Origin of the sequence: Chryseobacterium sp. JAH (assembly GCF_001507335.1) — a bacterium.
Classification (GTDB): domain Bacteria; phylum Bacteroidota; class Bacteroidia; order Flavobacteriales; family Weeksellaceae; genus Chryseobacterium.
Map to the genome: position 1 here is coordinate 146,095 of NZ_LMAH01000001.1, position 20,370 is coordinate 166,464.

Here is a 20,370-nt window from a genome sequence, read left to right on the forward strand (position 1 = left end):
CTCAATCCACTTTATCTGCGAGCGAAAATGTCAACGAAGATTTATTTCACATTCAAATCAACAGAATTCAATCTCAATGAATTTAAAATAACAGACAGAGAGCTGATGCTCATTGACGCTGCAGCAATCATTGGAGATAATAAAATTCCGAAAAAAGGATACAACAATCCTGCCGCAATTGGAATTCCCAGAACATTATAAACAAAGGCGAAAAAGAGATTTTCTTTAATATTTTTAAGGAGTTTTTCACTTAGAATTTTTGCTTTGGCAACACCGATTAAATCACCTTTCAATAAAGTAATTTCTGCACTTTCGATGGCGACATCAGTTCCTGTTCCCATGGCAATGCCTATATTGGCTTGCGCTAGGGCAGGAGAGTCGTTGATTCCATCGCCAGTCATGGCTACAATTTTTCCTTGTACCTGAAGTTTTTTGACTTCATTTAATTTATCCGCAGGAAGACAATTGGCTTTAAAATGCTTAATTCCCAGTGCGTCTGCAACCGCTTTTGCGGTGTGCTCGTTATCACCGGTCATCATGATGACATTGATTCCTTCATTCAGAAGCAATTCGACTGCTTTTTTAGAACTTTCTTTTATTTTATCGGTAAAACTTATAAATCCTAAAACTTCAATTTCTTGCGCAACGTAAGAAATTGTATGCGCTTTTGACTGGATTTCGACTGCTTTCTGTTTTAAAATTTCAGAAATCTGAATCTGATGTGAAGTCAGAAGATTTTCATTTCCTAAATAAACTGTTTTTCCATTGATAATTCCTTTCACCCCTTTCCCAGAAATATTTTCAAAATGACTTACTTTTTCAGCTGAAATATTTTCGTCTTTAGCTTTTTTAATTACCGCGTTTGACAGTGGATGTTCTGAATTTTGATTTAGTGAATATGCTAACTTTAAAACTGAATTTTGATTACTAACTAAAGCTTCAATATGTTCAACTGAAGGCTTCCCTTCAGTCAAAGTACCTGTTTTATCAGTGATTAGAACATCTACCTTATCCATTTGTTCAAGGGCTTCAGCATTTTTGATTAAAATACCATTCTTCGCTCCCTTACCAATTCCAACCATGAGAGACATTGGAGTTGCCAAACCTAAAGCACACGGACAAGCCACGATGAGAACGGCGACAGCATTCACAAAAGCGAACAGACTTTTTTTACCTTCCGGACCGAAAAACTGCCATAAAATGAATGTAAGAACCGCAACCAATATCACAATCGGAACAAAAACTTTTGCGACCTTATCTGTAAGTTTTTGAATCGGAGCACGACTTCGGCTTGCGTCGTTCACCATTTTTATAATCTTTGAAAGCAATGTGTCATCACCTACTTTTTCAGCTTTCATGATGAATACTTGGTTTCCGTTGATTGTTCCTGACGTTACTTTGTCATCCAAAGTTTTCTCAACAGGAATAGGTTCTCCGGTAATCATACTTTCGTCAATTACGGAATTTCCTTCGGTAATTTTTCCGTCGACAGGAATTTTTTCTCCGGGTTTTACTCTTAATAAATCACCAATCTTTATTTCAGACAGTAGAACTCTTTTTTCCTCGCCGTTCATCAGCAAATTGGCTTCATCCGGAGAAAGATTCATCAGTTCTTTGATGGCATTTCCTGTCTTCTTGTGAGCGGCAGCTTCCATGAGCTGACCTAAAATCACCAATGTAATAATCACACAAACTGCCTCAAAGTACAGTGGGATCTCATGGCCATGACCACGAATTTCATGCGGAATTATATCTGGAAATAGTAAAGAGACAATGCTGAAAATAAATGCCGCAGAAACACCCAAGGCTATTAAACTGAACATATTTAAGTTCCAGGTTTTGAATGAAACAAAACCTCTTTTCATCAAAAACCATCCGGAATAAAACAGCACAGGAATGGTTAGAATCAATTCAATATAACCTTGACTATGATGTGAAAAAGGAAAATCAATCACCATTCCTCCCATCGATAAAATAAAAACGGGAATTGTAAATAGTAATGATGTGATGAATTTTCTTTTTAAAATATTGAAAGTCTCATCTTCTTCGCCATCACCGTTTTTATCAGGATATTTTACCAAATCCATTCCACAGACCGGACAGCCAACGTTCGAATCATAGGTTTTATCTCCTTCACAAAACATTGGACAATAATACTTCCCCGCCATGTCATCCGTAACTTTAGGCTTTTCCTGATGCTGATGGTTGTGAGAATGTAAATGATGATTTGAAACTGAATTTTTAACTAGACCTTCAGTAATTTCTTCTAAATGCATGTGACAAATCGGACAATCACCTTTCTCATCATAAGTTTTATCGCCTTCACAAAACATCGGACAGTAATAATCTCCAATGTGATTTTTGAAATTTTCAGGTAAATTGGTTTTAGAAAAGGTAGGTTTGAAGTTTGGATCTTTTGCGAGTTTCTCTTCAATTGGAACTAAATACATATTGCAAACCTGACATCTTTCGCCTTGTTTAAAATAAACCTTTTCACCTTCGCATTCCATCGGGCAATAGTAAACTGAAGATGGAGAAACTCTGTCTTGAGGTTTCACAATGGCGACTTCGGGATGATCAGGATCTCCAAGTTTATAGTTTCCTACGTCTTGTAAAACTTTATTTAATTCCTCTACGTTTATTTCTCTGTCAGAATTAATAGTCGCTGTATTGCTTTTAAGATTAATATCTGCGTGTATATTTTCAAGACTGTTGAGTTTTTCTGAAATTTTCTTTTGGCAACCTGAACAGGTCATTCCAAGAATATGATATTGTTTTTGCATGGTCCTAAATTTATTCTACAAATTTCCAAAATGAAAACGGAAGACTGTTATACATTTAAGGATAATAGTTACAGAATTTGGCAGGAATTGAGTGGAAGAGTTGGAGGGTTTTAATAAGATTTGTAAACAACAGTTATTTAAATAAAATCAAGAGGTTTCCTATTTTGATCTTTTAGTTTTTTAAACTCTGTAGGCGTATTTCCCGTTATGCTTTTGAACTGTGATGAAAGATGCTGCACACTTTTATATCCCATATGTCCGGCGATTTCGGTTAAGGTAAAGTCGTTATTGAATAGAAGCTCCTTTACTTTTTCAATTTTTTGTAAAATATAATATTGTTCTAAAGTAACACTTTCATTTTGCGAAAAAACTTTAGATAATGTGCTGTAATCCTTGTGAAGTGCACTGCTGAGAAAATTTGATAAAACGAAATTTTCGTCGGTGTCTAATCTTCCGACTTTTAGAATTACAAGATTTTTTATGTTTTCGATAAGTTGCTGTGACGGATTTTTTATAATCTCAAAACCAATTTCCTGCAGCTTATTTTCTAGTTGAATTAACTCACTTTCTGAAATTTCAGATTCTGCATCAACTTCTCCTAATCCAATGCTTTTAATCTTAATTTCAGAATGATCAAAAATGCCTGCAACCGCTGAAATACAGCGGTTACATACCATATTTTTTATGAAAATTTTCATTGCTGACTGTTCAGTCTGTCTTTTACAAATTCTACTTTTGTTTTTCCGTGTGGTGAAGGATTTCCGTCTTCATCAAGATTTACCATTACAATTCTGTCAACGGTAATAATTGTCTGATGCGTCATTTTATTTCTAACTGCACATTTTAAAGTAAGTGACGTAGATCCAAAAGCTGAAACTTCAATACCAATTTCAATTATATCACCTTGTTTTGCAGAACTTACAAAATTGATTTCCGAGATATATTTGGTTACTACCTTTTTGTTTTCAAGCTGAATGACAGCATACAAAGCGGCTTCCTCATCGATCCATTGTAAAAGTCTTCCTCCAAAAAGTGATTGGTTGGGATTTAAATCTTCAGGTTTTACCCATTTTCTGGTATGATAATTCATTTAATTGATATTTGCTGAACAAATTTAATGTTTAAAACTGAAATTTTGCGCTGTTCATCATGTTTTCATTAAAACAATAATATTTATATAGTCAATTATTTTTTTAATCGCATCGCTTTTACTTTCTTGACGGAATCATTTATTAGAAAGCTTTGATACTCGGGACTCTCGAGGGGAACCATTGCGACTTTACCATCTTCGTTATGATGAAATCCAAAGCCGTAAGTTTTTGCTAATGACGAACAGCGGAGACAAGGTTGACCTTTGGAAAAAAACTTCTGTCTCTCAATCTCTTTTTCACTGTCAGAAATGTCATTTTTAATTACATAACAATTAAAAATGAGATCGTCTGATGTGTATTTATACGCATTTTTAGCAAGAAATTCGTACTGCAGAAGAGCTGCTGTTTTCTGTTTCTTTTCTGGGGGAATCTGACTTGTTGAAACCGGACAGTCTTGAGCAACTTCAATAAACGTATTGGTATAGTTGGTTGTATGCTGTTTCATGTCTGTTTTTTTAATCTATTTTATCATTATATTCATTATAGACGATTCATATAAACGTTTGATTAAAGCTAAATTACGACATTTTCATATTAAATTTTCTTTAACAGATGAAATAATCACAAAAAAGCTTTGATTTATTTAATTTAATTGTATCTTGCAAGCGTTTATATCAGGAATCAATATTATGTTCATTATTATGTTGTTTTTCTTTTATACCAGAATTTATATTAATTTTTTAATTTTTTTTTAAAATGAACATTTTTGTTTCAAACATCAATTACGCAACTAAAGAATATGAGTTGCACGATTTATTCGCAGAATTTGGCGATGTATCATCTGCTAAAATTGTTACAGACAGAGAAACTGGTCGTTCTAGAGGTTTCGGTTTCGTAGAAATGGGTGATGAAGAAGGAGCTCAAGCTATCGAAGCTCTTAACCAAAAAGAACTTAACGGTAAGATTCTTAATGTGTCTGAGGCTAAGCCAAGAGAAGAAAAACCAAGAAGAAGTTTTGATAATAACAGAAGCGGAGGTGGAAGTTATGGTAACAACCGTTCAGGAGGTAACTCTGGAGGTGGTTACGGAAACAACAACCGTGGAGGTAACGGAGGCGGCGGAAGTCGTTGGTAAAAAATTGAAGCGGCTTTTAAGCCGCTTTTTTTATCTCTTTATTTATGAAGTGGAATTTAGACAATATCACAGTTGCTTACGTAGCAAATATCTAAGCTCTACGATTTAGACATTTCAGTCTTTTTTCTTTTTCTTTTTCTTATCCTTTCCTTTTTTATCTTTCTTAGTTTTCAATATTTCTTCGGCGAATTCTAATGTCGGAGCCTTTGCTTTTTCAGGTTTCATTTCAATTTTAAGATCAAAATATTCTTTAAGGTCATTCTGAGAAACTAAACTTTCTTTAAATAAAAATTCTAAAATTTCACTGCCTGAATTATTGAAAAAATTATGGGTAAGATCTCTAAGTATAAACTTTTTATACTCATCAAAAGGAACAAGAACACTGTACTTAAAGATTCGACCTTCTTTTTCTGTAGATAAATAACCCTTCTCAACCAAGATTTTCAAATATGTAGAAACTGTATTTTGATGTGGTTTTGGTTCAGGATGCTTTTCCATCACCTCTTTTAAATAGAAAGAATTCAAATCCCAAAAAAGCTTCATTAAGTTTTCTTCTGCTGATGTAAGATGATTTATTTTCATATTTGGATATATAATGTTTAGTTAATGCTAACATGTAACCGTTAATGAAGAGCTAGGAGCTAGTCATTTCGATTTCATATTTAAACCTTATCAAATAATAAGTAGCGTTATATTACTTAATTGTAGTTTCCACAGGAATCACTTCAGTTGGTATATCATTACGCTGATACTTATTGTTGCAATAAAGATAGATAAAAGAAACCAAAATAGCGATGCCTGCTCCCATAAATACTTCTTTTACGGTATGTCTTTTCAAAATAATCCTGGTAATACCAACTAAAATTGCAATTCCGAGCCATGCAAAACCAATTTCAATATCAAAAGCAAAGAATAAAGCAGCTACAAAAACATTGAATGCCGTGTGCATCGAACTTTTAATATATAAATTACTGAACTGTAAAGCGAACAGAAGAATTAAAATAAACAACATCACGAAATCTATAAATCCGTTTTTAATATAATTAAATGTTAAATAGGAAATAACGCATACCGCAATGAAAATATATAATGTTTTTCTTTGAACCCGATTAGAGACATCCATATTGGTATACCTGCCTGTCTTTACATTCCATATGATCCAAATAATTACCGGCAGGATGGTAATCAATAAAATCGGTAAAAAGTGTGTAAATGCTTCTTTAAACGTGTAATTCTGAATACTGAAATACATAAAATAGATAACCAGAGAAACTAAAGGATTAAAAAAATCTGAGATAATTCTTGAAACAATGTGTAGTAAAGAGGTCTTTTTTTCTTCCATATTGAAGTTTGTGATGTAAATATAACATTATAACTAAAAAAACAATTGCTCTATATATAATAAAAACAAAGTTTTTTTTATATTTTTGCTCAACTATTTCATAATAAATAAGCAAGAAGCTAGCACATGAAAGAATTTTCTAAAGAGGTATACCTGAAGTGGTATGAAGATATGACAATGTGGAGAAGGTTTGAAGACAAATGCCGTTCTCTTTATCTAAAACAAAAAATCAGAGGTTTTTTACATTTGTACAATGGTCAGGAGGCTATTCCTGCAGGTTTTACACATGCAATGGATTTAACTAAAGACAGCATGATCACTGCCTACAGATGTCACATTCATCCAATGGCGATGGGAGTAGACCCAAAAAGAATCATGGCAGAACTTTGCGGTAAAGCTACGGGTACTTCCGGAGGTATGGGTGGATCTATGCACATCTTCAGTAAAGAACACAGATTTTACGGAGGTCACGGTATTGTAGGAGGACAGATTCCTTTGGGAGCAGGAATTGCTTTCGCAGATAAATATTTCGACAGAAAAGCAGTAAACATCTGTTTCTTTGGAGACGGTGCTGCAAGACAAGGTTCTCTTCATGAAACTTTCAACATGGCAATGAACTGGAAGCTTCCGGTAGTATTTGTAGTTGAAAACAATCAATATGCAATGGGAACTTCTGTAAAAAGAACTGCAAACCACGAAGATATCTACAAACTAGGATTGGGTTACGAAATGCCTTGTTTAGCTGTTGATGCAATGGATCCTGAGAAAGTAGCTGAAGCTGCTTACGAAGCTATAGAAAGAGCTAGAAGAGGAGACGGACCTACTTTCATCGAAGCAAGAACCTATCGTTTCAGAGGTCACTCAATGTCTGATGCTGAGCCTTACAGATCTAAGGATGAAGTTGCTATTGCGAAAAAAGATGATCCAATTGAATTAATCAAAGCGAGAATCTTAGAAAACAACTGGGCAACTGAAGAAGAATTGGAAGCTACAGATAATAAATCAAGAGACTTTGTAGAAGAGTGCATCGAGTTTATGGAAAATTCTCCGTATCCGACTGCTGAAAAAATCTACGAGTATGTGTATGCTCAGGAAGATTATCCATTCTTAGACAAATTAGAAAACTAAACGATAATTAAGTCAATTTGAAAATTTGAAAATGAGGTCGTTAACACATCCTTTTTTAATTTTCAAATTCCCAAATTTTCAAATTAAAAAAAATATGGCAGAAGTTATTACAATGCCACGTCTTTCCGACACTATGACGGAAGGAAAAGTGGCAAAATGGCATAAAAAAGTAGGAGATAAAATAAAGGAAGGAGATATTTTAGCTGAAATTGAAACGGATAAAGCGGTTCAGGATTTCGAATCTGAAATTGAAGGAACTCTTTTATTTGTAGGTGTTGAAGAAGGTGCTGCAGCAGCAGTTGATTCTATTTTGGCAATTATTGGTCAGGAAGGTGAAGATATTTCTTCTCTAAAAGGGGGAAGTGCTCCGGTAACTGAAGGTGGTTCTGAGGAAAAAAAATCTGAGGAAGAATCTAAAACAGAAAATGAATCTACAGGCGTTGAGCAAACTTCAGCAGAAGTTCCTGCAGGTGTAGAGGTAATCACTATGCCTAGACTTTCTGATACAATGACAGAAGGTAAGGTTGCCAAATGGCACAAAAATGTTGGAGATACAGTAAAAGAAGGAGATCTTCTTGCTGAGATTGAAACAGATAAAGCAGTTCAGGATTTTGAATCTGAATTTAATGGAATACTTCTTAAACAAGGTGTTGAAGAAGGTGGTGCTGCACCAGTTGATACTGTTTTGGCGATCATAGGTCCCGAAGGAACTGATGTGTCAGGAGTTGGAGCTGCAAAACCTGCAACAAAGTCTGAGGATAAACCAACAGAGCAAAAATCTGAAGCGAAAGCAGAAGAGAAATCGGTTGCACAAACAGCAAACGCTTCATCATCAGATAGAGTAGCAATTTCTCCTTTAGCTAAAAAAATGGCTCAGGATAAAGGTGTTGACATCAACAGCCTTCAAGGTTCTGGTGAAAACGGAAGAATTGTGAAAAAAGATATTGAAAACTATCAACCTGCACAAAAAACTGAATCAGCTCCGGCTAACCAAAGTAATGCAGCAGCTCAGGTTGCGCTGAGCTTTGTACAGGGAGAAGATACAGAAACTCCAAACTCTCAGGTAAGAAACATCATTGCGAAACGTCTTTCTGAAAGCAAATTCTCTGCTCCTCATTATTATCTGATGGTTGAAATCAACATGGATAAAGCGATTGAAGCAAGAAAAGAAATCAACTCATTGCCAGATACAAAAATTTCATTCAACGACATGGTAATTAAGGCGACAGCAGTTGCTTTAAGAAAACATCCACAGGTGAACTCTAGCTGGGCAGGAGATAAAGTAATTCACAGAGGAAATATCAACGTTGGAGTAGCAGTTGCTATTCCTGATGGATTGGTAGTTCCGGTTCTGAAAAATACAGACCAAATGAATTACACTCAGATTTCTGCTGCTGTGAAAGATATGGCCGGAAGAGCAAAATCTAAAGGGCTTAAAGCAAACGAAATGGAAGGTTCTACATTCTCTATCTCAAACTTAGGAATGTTCGGAATTGAAACTTTTACAAGTATCATCAACCAACCCAACGCTGCAATCCTTTCAGTAGGGGCAATTATCGAAAAACCAATCGTGAAGAACGGTCAGATCGTTGTAGGAAACATTATGAAACTTTCATTGGCATGTGACCACAGAGTGGTAGACGGTGCTACGGGAGCTCAGTTTTTACAGACTTTAAAAACATATTTAGAAAGTCCTTTAACATTGTTACTGTAATTTTCTTTTTATATTATACTAAAACCTCTCATCTCGAGAGGTTTTTTTTGTGTTAAATTCTTCTTTAGTGCAACTCTTAATTCTACTTCTAACTTAAGAATCTTTGCCAATAAAAAATAATATCCTATTTTAGTGAAAAAATATAAATGAAGAAAATTATTATCGGAATGCTTTCATTTCTAAGCATCACAGCTTATGCACAGAACCAGCGTTTTTCCTACGAGTATAAATTTGTGATAGATTCTACAGAAAAAGATAAAGTAGAAACAGAAATCATGCTTCTTAATGTTTTTTCGAAAGGTTCACAGTTTTACAGCCAGGCGGTAGCAAAAACAGACTCTACAATGAGTGCCGAAATATCAAAACAGGTGAATTCTGGGAGTACGAATATTAATCTGAAAGGAATAGCACTAGGCGGAAGGGTACGACATCAGGTAGAAAAAAATTATCCCGATTATCTCGTTAATTATTTTATAAAGATGGGAGGCGAAGAGTACATGGTTACGGAAAGCAGAAATCAAGACTGGAAAATTCTCCCCGACAAAGAAAAAATCGGAGAATTGATGGCACAAAAAGCTACTTGTAATTTTGCCGGTCGCAGCTGGATAGCTTGGTTTGTTGCCGAAATTCCGATACAGGATGGACCATATAAATTTCATGGTTTACCCGGTTTGATTGTTAAAATTGAGGACCAGACAAAATCTCATTCTTATGAGTTAAAAGGAATTAAAAAATTGAGTGAAGATACGGAGTTCAAAAGCTTTAAAGATAAAACAAGATATAATTCGTTGATTGCTTTAGATCAAAAAAAATTTAAGAAAGCATATTTAGACTTTCGAGCAGATCCAAACAAAGGAGCCAGACAGATGGCTTCTTCAGGCACGGTTATATCGATGAAAGATGCATCTGGAAATCCGGTAGATATGAGTAAAATGATGAAAGACAGGGAGAAAAAGCAAATCGAAGTCAATAAAAAGAATAATAATCTCTTGGAATTAGACTTACTGAAATAATTAAACTCATATAAATCAGTCAAATGAAAGTATCATTTATCGCAGCCTTTTCATTTTTAAGCATATATCTTAATGCACAAAGTCAACGATTTATTTATGAGTACAAATTTGTAAAAGATTCTACCGAAAAAAGTAAATCTGAAACTGAACTCATGGTTTTAGATGCCACTAAAATAGGTTCTAAATTTTACAGTTTGAAAAAAAGCACGGCAGACTCGATACACCTGGACAGAGTGCAAAAAGGAGAAAAAGATTTTTCAGGAATAGATTATGGATTGGTGCTGTATGTGGTTGAAAAAACCTATCCCGATTTTAAAATTGAGTTCTTCAATATGTTCGAAATGGATAAATACAAGGTTACCGACAGGAGAAAATTAGATTGGAAAATACTGCCAGATAAAGAGAAAATGGGTGAATTTAATACTCAAAAAGCTTCCGTTAATTTTGCCGGAAGAACTTGGACAGCGTGGTTTGCAACTGATATTCCGATTCAGGACGGACCTTATAAGTTTCATGGTCTTCCCGGATTGATTGTAAAATTGGAGGATAAAACCCAGTCACATTCTTTTGTGTTAAAAGAAATCAAAAAGCTTGCTGGAGATTATCAGTGGGAAAGTGACAATAAAATAAAAAGCTTTAATGCAACAGTTCCACTCGATGAGATAAAATATAAAAAACAGTTTATTGATTTAAGAAATAATCCGGCTAAAAGTTTAAGACAAATAGTTTCAAGCAATCAAAAAATAAATATAATTGATGAAACCGGAAAACCCTTAGATATTGAAAAATTAATTAAAGACAAAGAAAGAGCGGCTAAGGAAAATAATGCCAGAGACAATAATGTATTAGAACTGGAGTTATTAAAATAATTTAAAAAAAACATTAATGAAAAACCTATTACTTATAATTTTCACTTTTTCAAATATTCTATTATATGCACAAAATCAAAGATTCAGCTACGAATATAAATTTGTGACTGATTCTACAGCAAAAGATAAATCTGAAACTGAACTGATGTATCTCGATATTTCTAAAAACGGTTCTAAATTTTATAGTAGAGACAAAGCTGTTGCAGATTCGCTGATGAAAGAAATAGACAAAAAAAGCAATCCCGATTTTTCAGGAATAAAGTTTGGGAAAGTTCAGTTTGTCGTTGAAAAGTCATATCCCGATTATAAAATTATATTTTTTAATTCGGTAGATATGGACAATTATAAAGTTTCTGATGAAAGAAATATTGACTGGAAAATTCTTGCTGAAAAAGAAAAAATAGGAGAATTTAGTGCTCAAAAAGCAACCACTAGTTTTGCTGGAAGAAAATGGACAGCTTGGTTTACAACAGATCTTCCTTTTCAGGATGGTCCGTATAAATTTCATGGATTACCTGGTTTGATTGTGAAAATTGAAGATAAAGCAAAGTCTCATTCTTTTATTTTAAAGGGTGTAAAAAATCTCAAAGCAGACGAAATTTGGATCAGTGAAACTGATAGGGAAAGATACGACCCTTTGATCAATCTCAATTATGATAAATATAATCAGCAAGTGATAGATCACAGAAATAATCCTACAAAAGGTATGAGACAATTGATGGCAAGAGGTGGAAGCGTCAAATTTACTGATCAAAACGGAAAAGAACTTGATACCAATAAAATGATGAGAGAACAAGAAAAAAGAGCTAAAGAAAATAATGTAAAAGATAATAATCTTTTAGAATTGGATATATTACAATAAAAAAACGTCCGAAACTTTGTTTCGGGCGTTCATATTTTTAAACTAAAAATGATTAAGCTAGTTTCTGAGAATCTGCAATAAACTGAGCCAATCCGCTGTCTGTTAACGGATGCTTCAATAAACTCAATATTGGAGGAAGTGGTGAAGTAATAACATCAGCACCAATCTTTGCACAGTCAATAATGTGCATTGAGTGACGGATAGATGCTGCTAAAATTTCAGTTTCGTACATATAGTTATCAAAAACCAATCTGATTTCTTCGATTAGGTTTAGTCCGTCAGTAGAAATATCATCTAATCTTCCCAAGAAAGGAGAAACATAAGTAGCACCTGCTTTAGCTGCTAAAAGAGCCTGTCCGACAGAGAAAATCAAAGTACAGTTGGTTCTGATTCCTTTGTCTGAAAAATATTTTAATGCTTTGATACCGTCTTTAATCATTGGTATTTTCACCACGATATTTGGGTGAATTGCTGCCAGCTCATCACCTTCTTTAATCATCTCTTCATACGTAGTAGAAAGTACTTCCGCAGAAATATCTCCGTCTACGATCTCACATATTGCTTTGTAATGATTTTTAATGGCTTCAGCTCCCTGAATTCCTTCTTTTGCCATTAATGAAGGGTTTGTGGTTACTCCATCTAGAATCCCAAGATCTTTAGCTTCTTTAATTTGCTCTAAATTAGCAGTGTCAATAAAAAATTTCATATAATAGATTTATTCTTACAAAGATAACGAATACTTTTAATTGAGGCACGAGAATGAAGGTTCGATTTCATTATCCGTATTTCTAAATTTAATTAGTAAAAACCTTAATTTTGTTTGTCATGGAAAAGAGTCATTTCAAAACTCAGCTCGAAATCATAGGAATCAATCCTTTTGTATTCTTACCAGATGAAGTCTTATCTAGAATTTTTGATCAATCGGGTAGAGATAAAAGTCCCATTCCCGTAAAAGGGAAGGTAAATGGTAAAGACTTTAAACAAAATTTAATGAAGTACGCCGGCGAATGGAGATTGTATATCAATCTCACCATGCTGAAAGATTCACCCAAAAGAATCGGTGAGGTGATTGAAGTCTTCGTTGAGTTTGATGATTCTGAAAGAACCATTTCCATTCATCCTGATCTAGAAACAGCCATTAGAGAAAATGCGATTGCAAAAATAAATTTTGATCAACTTACTCCTTCTGCAAAAATGGAACTCATCCGCTACATCAACAATTTAAAATCTGAAGCAGCCATTCAGCGAAATATTGAGAAAATACTTAAGTACTTATTAGGTGAAACTGATTTTTTTGGTAAAAGAATAAAATAAGTAGAAGCAAAAAAAAAATAATCCGAGAAATTTCCCGGATTATTTATGCTATGAATTTAAAGCTTTACTTAGTTTCAATGCATCCTGATTGCTTGGGTCATACTGCAGCGATTTTGCAATATACTCTTTTGCTTTGGCAGGATTTGTTTGTTGCTCTGCAAAGGCAATATACAGATACGCATATGCCAAACTTTTCTTATTCTGCTCCAATTCCTGAGGTTTTACTGTAGCAATATACTTTTCGTAAGCAATTTTTGCATTGGCATCATCCTTAGCAGACTGATAGGCATATCCTTGGCTGTAATAAGCAGGTGCCCAATCAGGTAAAAGGACAGATATTTTTTTCCATGTATCAATTGCATTTGGCCAGTCGGCAGCATCTTGATAAGCTGTTGCTAGTTTTGCTAATGATTCTGAATCCTTAGGATTGGTTTCGATTTGTTTTTTAAGGGCATCAACAGTTGGGTTAGTTTGTACCGGAGTTGTTGTAGTAGCCTTCGCAGTATCTGTAGGTGTCGTTTGTGCATTCACAAAACCAGCAGTTCCTACAAGCATTAAACCTAAAAAAAGATTTTTAACATTACTTTTAGTCATTTTCATAATCTTACATTTTTTAAAATTCTATAATTTAAAATTCAATAATAATTCCATAAAATCTCAAATTTTAGAAGCTTTAAGTTTTTTTAGAAAATATTAACTGATTAGTCTTTTTTTTAGCGTAATTTTTGATTCATGTCGGTTTGGGTTTATCTTTGTAACTCAACAGTTTTTAAATAATCAAGATAAATTATTTTGTATGAACATTATTTTAGCCTCTACATCTACACTTTTTGGTGGGCAGTATTTAGAATATTTAAGAGAAGAATTAAAACAATTATATAAGGGTATTGATGAAATTATTTTCATTCCATTTGCACGACCGGGCGGGATTTCTCACGACGACTATACAGAGAAAGCGCGTTCTTTTTTTGAAACAATCAATATCACCATAAAAGGTCTACATGAGTTTGAAGATAAAAATAATGCATTAGACAATGCTAAAGGCTTTTTCACAGGCGGCGGAAATACATTCTTGTTGGTGAAAACGTTACATGAAGAAAACCTGATGAGTCTATTAAAACAGAACATAGAAAACGGAAAACCTTATTTGGGATGCAGTGCTGGAAGTAATATTGGAGGACAAAACATGAAAAACACCAACGATATGCCTATCGTTTACCCACCAAGTTTCGATTGTATGGGATTGGTTCCTTTTAATATTAATCCTCATTATTTGGATCCAAACCCGGAGTTGAAACATAATGGAGAAACCAGAGAAACCAGAATCAAAGAATTTTTAACGCAGAATAATATCAAAGTTGTCGGGCTTCGTGAAGGAAACTGGATTCGAAGAGTGGACGATAAAATAACTGTAGAAGGAAGCGAACGGACAAGAATATTTGAAAGAGAAAAAGAACCATACGAAATTGAATCTGGCAGTCAGCTGTAATTTCAGATCTTAATTTTTATATTTGAATAAACATTTCCTAAATGAAAAAATCATTTGCATTAATACTGTTTTCAACCCAAATAATTTTTGCTCAAAACATCAGTCAAAAATTAGACGAGGTAACAAAAAATCTAATGAATTCTTCATTAGCAGTTTCATCAAACCTGTCTTTTTATGTTGCTGACGAGAGTGGAAATCTAATATATGAATTTCAGGGAAGTAAAGGACTTTCAACAGCTTCAACGCAGAAAATCTTCACTGCCGCCGCCGCTTTGGAAACTTTAGGAAAAAATTACACGTATAAAACAACGTCAGCCTATTCAGGTACAATTTCTAATGGAAATTTAAACGGAAACCTGCTCATCACCTCCAATGGTGACCCTACATTAGGAAGTTGGCGTTATGAAGGCTATAAACCTGAAAATTTTAAACAAAAACTATTAGAAGCCATTAAGAAGTCCGGGATTACAAAAATATCGGGTGACTTGATTATTGATGACTCCTATTTTGACCATCAGACGATTCCTGGAGGCTGGCCATGGGATGATTTGGGAAATTATTATGGTGCAGGTGTTTGGGGTGTCAACTGGCGCGAGAATCAGTTTGATATCAATATTAACGGAACCGATTTTAAAAATTTCTCTTATCCTTTAGCCGGAATTAAATGGTTAAATGATTTGAAAGCAGGAGGAAGTTCAGATCAAAGTCTTATTTTCACAGCTCCGTATTCTGATGTTGCTTTGATTAACGGGAGCTTGCCTGCCGGAAAAGTAACAACCGTTTCTGGGGCTGTTCCTAATCCTCCTTTGCAGTTAGGAGTAGAAATACAAAATTGGCTGAAAGATTCAGGAATTGATTTTTCAGGAAAAGTGTTAACCAATTCTCGATTAGAAATTGAAGGAAAAAAAGCTTTAGATTTCCCCAAAAGCAACATCATACTCTCGTATGATTCTCCAACTTTAGATAAAATCGTTTATTGGTTTCTGAGAAAATCTGTGAACATGTATGGAGAGAATTTCATTAAGACTTTAGCAAAAGAAAAGAAAGGAAACTCCAGTTTTAAAAGTGGAGTAGTCTATCTCAGAGAATTCTGGAAAGGAAAAGGTATCAATACAAGCATGATAAATTTTGCCGATGGAAGCGGACTTTCTCCCCAAAATTACGTCTCGGCAAAAGCAGAAGTCCAGGCCTTACTTTATGCAAAAAAACAATCTTGGTTTGAATCCTACTATGACGGATTTCCCACTCAGGATAATGGGATGAAAATGAAAAGTGGTACAATGAGAGATACAAAATCCTACGCAGGTTATCATACATCAAAAGAGGGCAAAAAATATGTTTATTCCATCATCATCAATAATTATGAAGGAAGCGGAAGTACAGAATTGCAGAAAATTTTAAATGTTTTAAAATAAAAATCAATTGAAAAAAAGATCCATTTTTTCCAGATTCAACAACTGGTTTATTTTTTCTCTGATGACCTTAGTTGTTGTAGCAATAGTAATTGCTTCCACTTTGGTAGTTAATTACTTAAAGAAAGAGGAAGTAAAAAGGGTTGATATATTGGTTAAAGCTCTAAAATTTCAGCAAGATATTACCCCAAGTCTGGAGGTTCAGGAGCTCCTTCTTGCCATTTATAGTTCTAATACAACGATTCCGGTCATCATTTTAGACAAAAATGATCAGATTATAGAATACAAACATTTACCCAAGCGAATTGGTGATGATTCTCAGGAGATCATTTCTTTGGCCAAAAGAATGGAAAAAAAATATCCTGCTATAGCAATAAAAGTACAAGGAGGCAATGACCAAATTGTTTATTATGACAACTCGGAAATGCTTAATAATCTCCAGTACTTTCCTTTTCTGCTCGGATTTTTTGTTCTCTGTTATTTCCTGTTTTCCTTTTGGTTTTTAAGAACGGTAAAAAAAACCGATGAAGGTTATCTTTGGGCAGGTTTAGCCAAAGAAACTGCACATCAAATCGGTACCCCTTTATCATCGATGATGGGGTGGATGGAAATTATGAAGCTCGAAAACCCGGAGTCTGACGGAGTGCTTGAAATAGAAAAAGATATCGAAAGATTGCGTACTATTTCAGAACGATTTTCTAAAATAGGTTCAGTTCCTGAACTTAATGATATGAATTTTAATGAAACCATTCAGGAGAATTATGATTATTTGAAAACAAGAATCTCTAAGAAAATAAACTTTACACTTCTTCTTCCAACATACAGTATTTTGGTCCCTCACAATAAAATTCTGATGAGCTGGGTTATTGAAAATTTAGTCAAAAATGCGGTTGATGCAATGAAGGGACAGGGAGTCTTACAGATGTCTGTTTTTGAACGCAACAAAAATATTTTGGTCGAGGTAAAAGATAATGGAAGTGGCATGACTAAATACCAGGCTCAAAACGCTTTCAAACCTGGTTATTCTACAAAAAAACGAGGATGGGGATTGGGTTTAAGTTTAGCAAAAAGAGTAGTGCAGGAATACCATAACGGTGATATTAAGATTTCGCAAACTGAAGTTGGAAAAGGAACAACTTTTAGAATTCTTATTAAAAAAGGATAATTGCATTTCATTTTTTCAATGCATCTAAAACCACAATCTAAAAGGCCAAAAGCAAAAAAAAATCACTATTTTTGAAGCATGATTAGAGCAAGCAACATCCATAAATCTTATGGAAATCTGGAAGTTTTGAAAGGTGTAGACCTGCACATTAAAGCAGGTGAAGTAGTTTCAATTGTTGGGGAATCAGGAGCTGGAAAATCTACACTTTTGCAGATTTTAGGAACTTTAGACAGTCCTTCAAATCCTAAAAATTATCATACGGAAATTGCTCTGAACGGCGAATCATTCATTCATATGAGTGATAAACAGATTTCAAGATTTAGAAATCAGAACATCGGTTTTGTTTTTCAGTTTCACCAACTTCTACCCGAATTCACAGCTTTGGAAAATGTCTTGATTCCTACGAAAATTGCGGGTGCCAACGAAAAAGAGGCAACAGAAAAGGCATTTGATCTGTTTGAAGATTTGAAAATTGCACATCGATTGCATCACAAGCCTAATCAATTATCAGGAGGTGAAGCGCAAAGAGTAGCGGTTGCCAGAGCTTTGATTAATTCTCCTAAAATTATCTATGCTGATGAGCCCACTGGGAACTTAGACTCAAAAAATGCAGATGACCTTCACAGATTATTTTTTGATTTAAGAGATAAGTACAATCAGACATTTGTGATTGTAACACATAATCCTAATTTAGCTGAAATCACAGACCGAAAACTCGTCATGAAAGACGGACTGATTATAGAATAATTGCCTATCAATTTAGTTTTATATAAATTTAAAACACACTTTTTCTGATGAAACAATTTATTTTTCTGTTTCTCTTTATTCTATCTTGTTCTAAAACGCAATCTCAGCAAAGTCACTTGGTTTTGCCTGCTGCAAAAGTTTCTGAAATCAAAGAGTTCTTGAAAGGTAAAAATTACAATCAGGATATTGCTGTTTTTATTAATTTTAAAACACATTCAGGAAAGTATCGGTATTTCGTTTACGACTTAAAAAAAGATAAAATTTTACAGAAAGCAATTGTTTCTCATGGCTCGGGTTCAGTTATTTCTAAATCGAATGCCCTGAAATTCTCAAATGTAGAAGGTTCTTATCAGTCTTCTGTCGGAAAGTATGAAATCCGTGAAAATTATATCGGCAAGTTCGGAAAAGCTTATAGATTGCAAGGCTTGGGTTCTACAAACAGCAATGCGATGCAGCGTGCAATTGTTCTCCATTCTTATGATTGTATACCCAATCAGGAATCGGAAAATTTAGCCTGTTTGAGTTTAGGTTGCCCAATGCTTTCCAAAATTGCTTTCAATCAAACAGCAAAATATATTGACCAGTCAAAAAAAACAATTATTTTATACGCTTTTTACTAAATTTACTTTTCGTTTAAACTTCTAAATATGTCCATTAAATTTCTTGCTGAAGATGACAGACCCAGAGAAAAATTTTTACTGAAAGGTAAAAATTCACTTTCTGATTCTGAACTTTTGGCAATTATCATGGGAAGCGGAAGTCGAGATGAAACGGCCGTAGAATTAGCACGGAAAATTTTAGCTTCTGTCAATAACAATTGGCATCAGTTGAGCCTATTAACGATAAAAGACCTTACTAAATTTAAAGGAGTAGGAGAAGTAAAAGCAATCTCTATAGCAACAGCATTGGAAATTGGTAGGAGAAGGGCTAGCCAGGAAATCCCTGAAAAAGCACAGATTTCAAGCAGTAAAAATGCGTACCAAATCCTGAAACTTCATATGGCAGATCTAAGGACAGAAGAATTTTGGGCCATTTTTCTGAATCAAAGCAATAAAGTGATTCATATTGCACAGCTTACACAAGGCGGGATTAATCAGTCAATTGTTGATATCCGTATTTTGTTTAAAACAGCTTTAGATTATTTTGCCACAGGAATTATTATTTCGCACAATCATCCGTCCGGCAATTTAAAACCAAGTGCAGAAGATATCAATATCACAAAAAAAATTAAGGAAGCAGGAAATCTAATGAATGTTCAGCTGCTTGATCACCTAATTATTACACAGAATTCTTATCTAAGTTTCGCAGACGAAGGATTACTATGATTAAAAGGCTGAAATACAAGGAAATAGATTTCGTTAAATATACTAAATGTTTAGAAAATTCTGAACAGAGGAAATATTCCGCTGCAAAAGATTATCTCGATATTACTTCAGATAAAAACTGGGAATTATTGGTTTACAATGATTACGAAGCGGTAATGCCCATTCCGTTTGTATTGAAATTTGGTTTGAAAATCGTTCACAATCCTATGCTTTGTCAGCAATTAGGAATATTTTCGGCCATCGATTCTGTTGAAATTAATGAGGAATTTCTTTCTTACTTAGAAAAAAATTATCTCATCAGAATTTATCCTTTCAATGATGCAAACCATTTTAATTCAGATTTAAAAAAGAAAAAAAACTATATTATTTATCCTGATTCTTACGAAAATGTATATTCAAAGTATTCTCCCAAAAGAAAACGAAAGCTAAGGTCAGAAGAAGAAATTCTAAGAAATTCTGAAATACAGGTCATTAAGTTTAATGAAGCTGAAAAATTCATTCAGTCAAACTTTTTAGGTGCCAATAAAGAGAATGATGTTGCCCGATTTATAGGGATCTTCAAAAAATTTTCACATTCTGAATATGTCTTTTTTTATGCATATTATTTTAAAAGTCAAATAACAAATGTGATTGCAGTTTACTCAGATGAAAAAACCAATGCATTGCTGGGAACATTTAATGATAAAAATTATGTGAAATTTTCCGGAGCTTCCATTCTTATAGATAATGTCTTAAAAGAAAATATAGAAAAAAAGATTTTTGATTTTGAAGGAAGTGAATTGCCCAATGTTGAAGAGTTTTTCCGAGGTTTTCGTCCCGACCTGAGACCTTTTCCGGTAATTGAGTCATCAAAAAAGGATCTACTATTTAAATTATTAAGTCCAAAATATCTTTTCAAATATTTCTATAAATAAAGACTCTAGTTTAGATTAATTCTAAATATTATTCTTAAATTTATACTGTAATTATCAACGAAATCCGG

22 protein-coding genes are annotated in these 20,370 nt (G+C 34.0%); 14 read left to right on the forward strand and 8 right to left on the reverse strand.

The features are described from left to right. Window positions 1-41 precede the first annotated feature (41 nt). From AR685_RS00680 to AR685_RS00695, 4 genes are all read right to left on the reverse strand, one after another. Window positions 42-2,783 carry a heavy metal translocating P-type ATPase gene (locus AR685_RS00680; RefSeq protein ID WP_059123427.1) on the reverse strand — a complete coding sequence of 914 codons (2,742 nt, stop codon included), beginning with the start codon at window positions 2,781-2,783 and terminating at the stop codon, window positions 42-44. Between the two features lie 137 nt (window positions 2,784-2,920). Beyond that, on the reverse strand, window positions 2,921-3,481 hold the full coding sequence (locus tag AR685_RS00685) for a helix-turn-helix domain-containing protein (RefSeq protein ID WP_047443946.1): 561 nt from the start codon (window positions 3,479-3,481) through the stop codon (window positions 2,921-2,923). Beyond that, window positions 3,478-3,873, reverse strand: coding sequence for an acyl-CoA thioesterase (locus AR685_RS00690; RefSeq protein ID WP_047443947.1), 396 nt, complete (start codon window positions 3,871-3,873; stop codon window positions 3,478-3,480). Before AR685_RS00690 ends, AR685_RS00685 begins: the two co-directional genes overlap by 4 nt. A gap of 95 nt (window positions 3,874-3,968) precedes the next feature. Beyond that, window positions 3,969-4,379 carry a DUF6157 family protein gene (locus AR685_RS00695; RefSeq protein WP_059123428.1) on the reverse strand — a complete coding sequence of 137 codons (411 nt, stop codon included), beginning with the start codon at window positions 4,377-4,379 and terminating at the stop codon, window positions 3,969-3,971. Between the two features lie 251 nt (window positions 4,380-4,630). Between AR685_RS00695 and AR685_RS00700 the strand changes: the two genes are divergently transcribed. Beyond that, a complete protein-coding gene (locus AR685_RS00700; protein ID WP_047443948.1) occupies window positions 4,631-5,008 on the forward strand; it encodes an RNA recognition motif domain-containing protein in 378 nt (125 codons plus the stop codon). A gap of 114 nt (window positions 5,009-5,122) precedes the next feature. On the opposite strand, the gene AR685_RS00705 is transcribed toward AR685_RS00700, so the two are convergent. Together AR685_RS00705 and AR685_RS00710 are read right to left on the reverse strand one after the other, a co-directional pair. Beyond that, window positions 5,123-5,590: a BlaI/MecI/CopY family transcriptional regulator gene (locus AR685_RS00705; RefSeq protein ID WP_059123429.1), complete on the reverse strand. Its 468-nt coding sequence runs from the start codon at window positions 5,588-5,590 to the stop codon at window positions 5,123-5,125. Window positions 5,591-5,702: 112 nt separating this feature from the next. Next, window positions 5,703-6,350 carry a phosphatase PAP2 family protein gene (locus tag AR685_RS00710; RefSeq protein ID WP_059123430.1) on the reverse strand — a complete coding sequence of 216 codons (648 nt, stop codon included), beginning with the start codon at window positions 6,348-6,350 and terminating at the stop codon, window positions 5,703-5,705. Between the two features lie 126 nt (window positions 6,351-6,476). Here AR685_RS00710 and pdhA point away from each other — a divergent pair, with 126 nt between their 5' ends. From pdhA to AR685_RS00735, 5 genes are all read left to right on the forward strand, one after another. After that, a complete protein-coding gene (gene pdhA, locus AR685_RS00715) occupies window positions 6,477-7,478 on the forward strand; it encodes a pyruvate dehydrogenase (acetyl-transferring) E1 component subunit alpha (RefSeq protein ID WP_047443950.1) in 1,002 nt (333 codons plus the stop codon). A gap of 94 nt (window positions 7,479-7,572) precedes the next feature. Continuing rightward, window positions 7,573-9,192, forward strand: coding sequence for a pyruvate dehydrogenase complex dihydrolipoamide acetyltransferase (locus AR685_RS00720; RefSeq protein WP_059123761.1), 1,620 nt, complete (start codon window positions 7,573-7,575; stop codon window positions 9,190-9,192). 146 nt (window positions 9,193-9,338) lie between these two features. Further along, on the forward strand, window positions 9,339-10,205 hold the full coding sequence (locus tag AR685_RS00725; protein WP_059123431.1) for a GLPGLI family protein: 867 nt from the start codon (window positions 9,339-9,341) through the stop codon (window positions 10,203-10,205). A 23-nt stretch (window positions 10,206-10,228) separates the two neighbouring features. Next, window positions 10,229-11,074 carry a GLPGLI family protein gene (locus AR685_RS00730; RefSeq protein ID WP_059123432.1) on the forward strand — a complete coding sequence of 282 codons (846 nt, stop codon included), beginning with the start codon at window positions 10,229-10,231 and terminating at the stop codon, window positions 11,072-11,074. Window positions 11,075-11,090: 16 nt separating this feature from the next. After that, a complete protein-coding gene (locus tag AR685_RS00735; protein WP_059123433.1) occupies window positions 11,091-11,936 on the forward strand; it encodes a GLPGLI family protein in 846 nt (281 codons plus the stop codon). 52 nt (window positions 11,937-11,988) lie between these two features. On the opposite strand, the gene fsa is transcribed toward AR685_RS00735, so the two are convergent. Beyond that, the gene (gene fsa, locus AR685_RS00740; RefSeq protein ID WP_047443954.1) at window positions 11,989-12,642 is read right to left on the reverse strand and encodes a fructose-6-phosphate aldolase; all 654 of its coding nucleotides are present in this window, start codon (window positions 12,640-12,642) and stop codon (window positions 11,989-11,991) included. A gap of 119 nt (window positions 12,643-12,761) precedes the next feature. On the opposite strand from fsa, the gene AR685_RS00745 reads away from it, so the two are divergent. After that, window positions 12,762-13,250, forward strand: coding sequence for a YdeI/OmpD-associated family protein (locus AR685_RS00745; RefSeq protein ID WP_047443955.1), 489 nt, complete (start codon window positions 12,762-12,764; stop codon window positions 13,248-13,250). A 48-nt stretch (window positions 13,251-13,298) separates the two neighbouring features. Here AR685_RS00745 and AR685_RS00750 read toward each other — a convergent pair whose 3' ends face one another. Next, entirely contained in the window at window positions 13,299-13,850 is a 552-nt protein-coding gene (locus AR685_RS00750; protein ID WP_047443956.1) for a tetratricopeptide repeat protein, read from the reverse strand. 196 nt (window positions 13,851-14,046) lie between these two features. Here AR685_RS00750 and pepE point away from each other — a divergent pair, with 196 nt between their 5' ends. The 7 genes from pepE to AR685_RS00785 all read left to right on the forward strand — a co-directional run bounded on the left by pepE (window position 14,047) and on the right by AR685_RS00785 (window position 20,302). Beyond that, complete coding sequence (pepE, locus tag AR685_RS00755; RefSeq protein ID WP_047443957.1) at window positions 14,047-14,739, forward strand: dipeptidase PepE; 693 nt, start codon at window positions 14,047-14,049, stop codon at window positions 14,737-14,739. 41 nt (window positions 14,740-14,780) lie between these two features. Further along, window positions 14,781-16,154, forward strand: a complete 1,374-nt coding sequence (gene dacB / locus AR685_RS00760; RefSeq protein WP_059123434.1) for a D-alanyl-D-alanine carboxypeptidase/D-alanyl-D-alanine-endopeptidase — start codon at window positions 14,781-14,783, stop codon at window positions 16,152-16,154. A 7-nt stretch (window positions 16,155-16,161) separates the two neighbouring features. Further along, on the forward strand, window positions 16,162-17,316 hold the full coding sequence (locus AR685_RS00765) for a sensor histidine kinase (RefSeq protein WP_047443959.1): 1,155 nt from the start codon (window positions 16,162-16,164) through the stop codon (window positions 17,314-17,316). Window positions 17,317-17,394: 78 nt separating this feature from the next. Continuing rightward, window positions 17,395-18,063 carry an ABC transporter ATP-binding protein gene (locus AR685_RS00770; RefSeq protein ID WP_047443960.1) on the forward strand — a complete coding sequence of 223 codons (669 nt, stop codon included), beginning with the start codon at window positions 17,395-17,397 and terminating at the stop codon, window positions 18,061-18,063. 47 nt (window positions 18,064-18,110) lie between these two features. Next, entirely contained in the window at window positions 18,111-18,683 is a 573-nt protein-coding gene (locus AR685_RS00775; protein WP_228376365.1) for a murein L,D-transpeptidase catalytic domain-containing protein, read from the forward strand. Between the two features lie 27 nt (window positions 18,684-18,710). Then, window positions 18,711-19,388, forward strand: a complete 678-nt coding sequence (radC, locus tag AR685_RS00780; RefSeq protein ID WP_047443962.1) for a RadC family protein — start codon at window positions 18,711-18,713, stop codon at window positions 19,386-19,388. Then, window positions 19,385-20,302 (forward strand): hypothetical protein, encoded by a 918-nt coding sequence (locus AR685_RS00785; protein WP_047443963.1) that lies wholly within the window; start codon window positions 19,385-19,387, stop codon window positions 20,300-20,302. Before radC ends, AR685_RS00785 begins: the two co-directional genes overlap by 4 nt. Window positions 20,303-20,370: the final 68 nt, after the last annotated feature.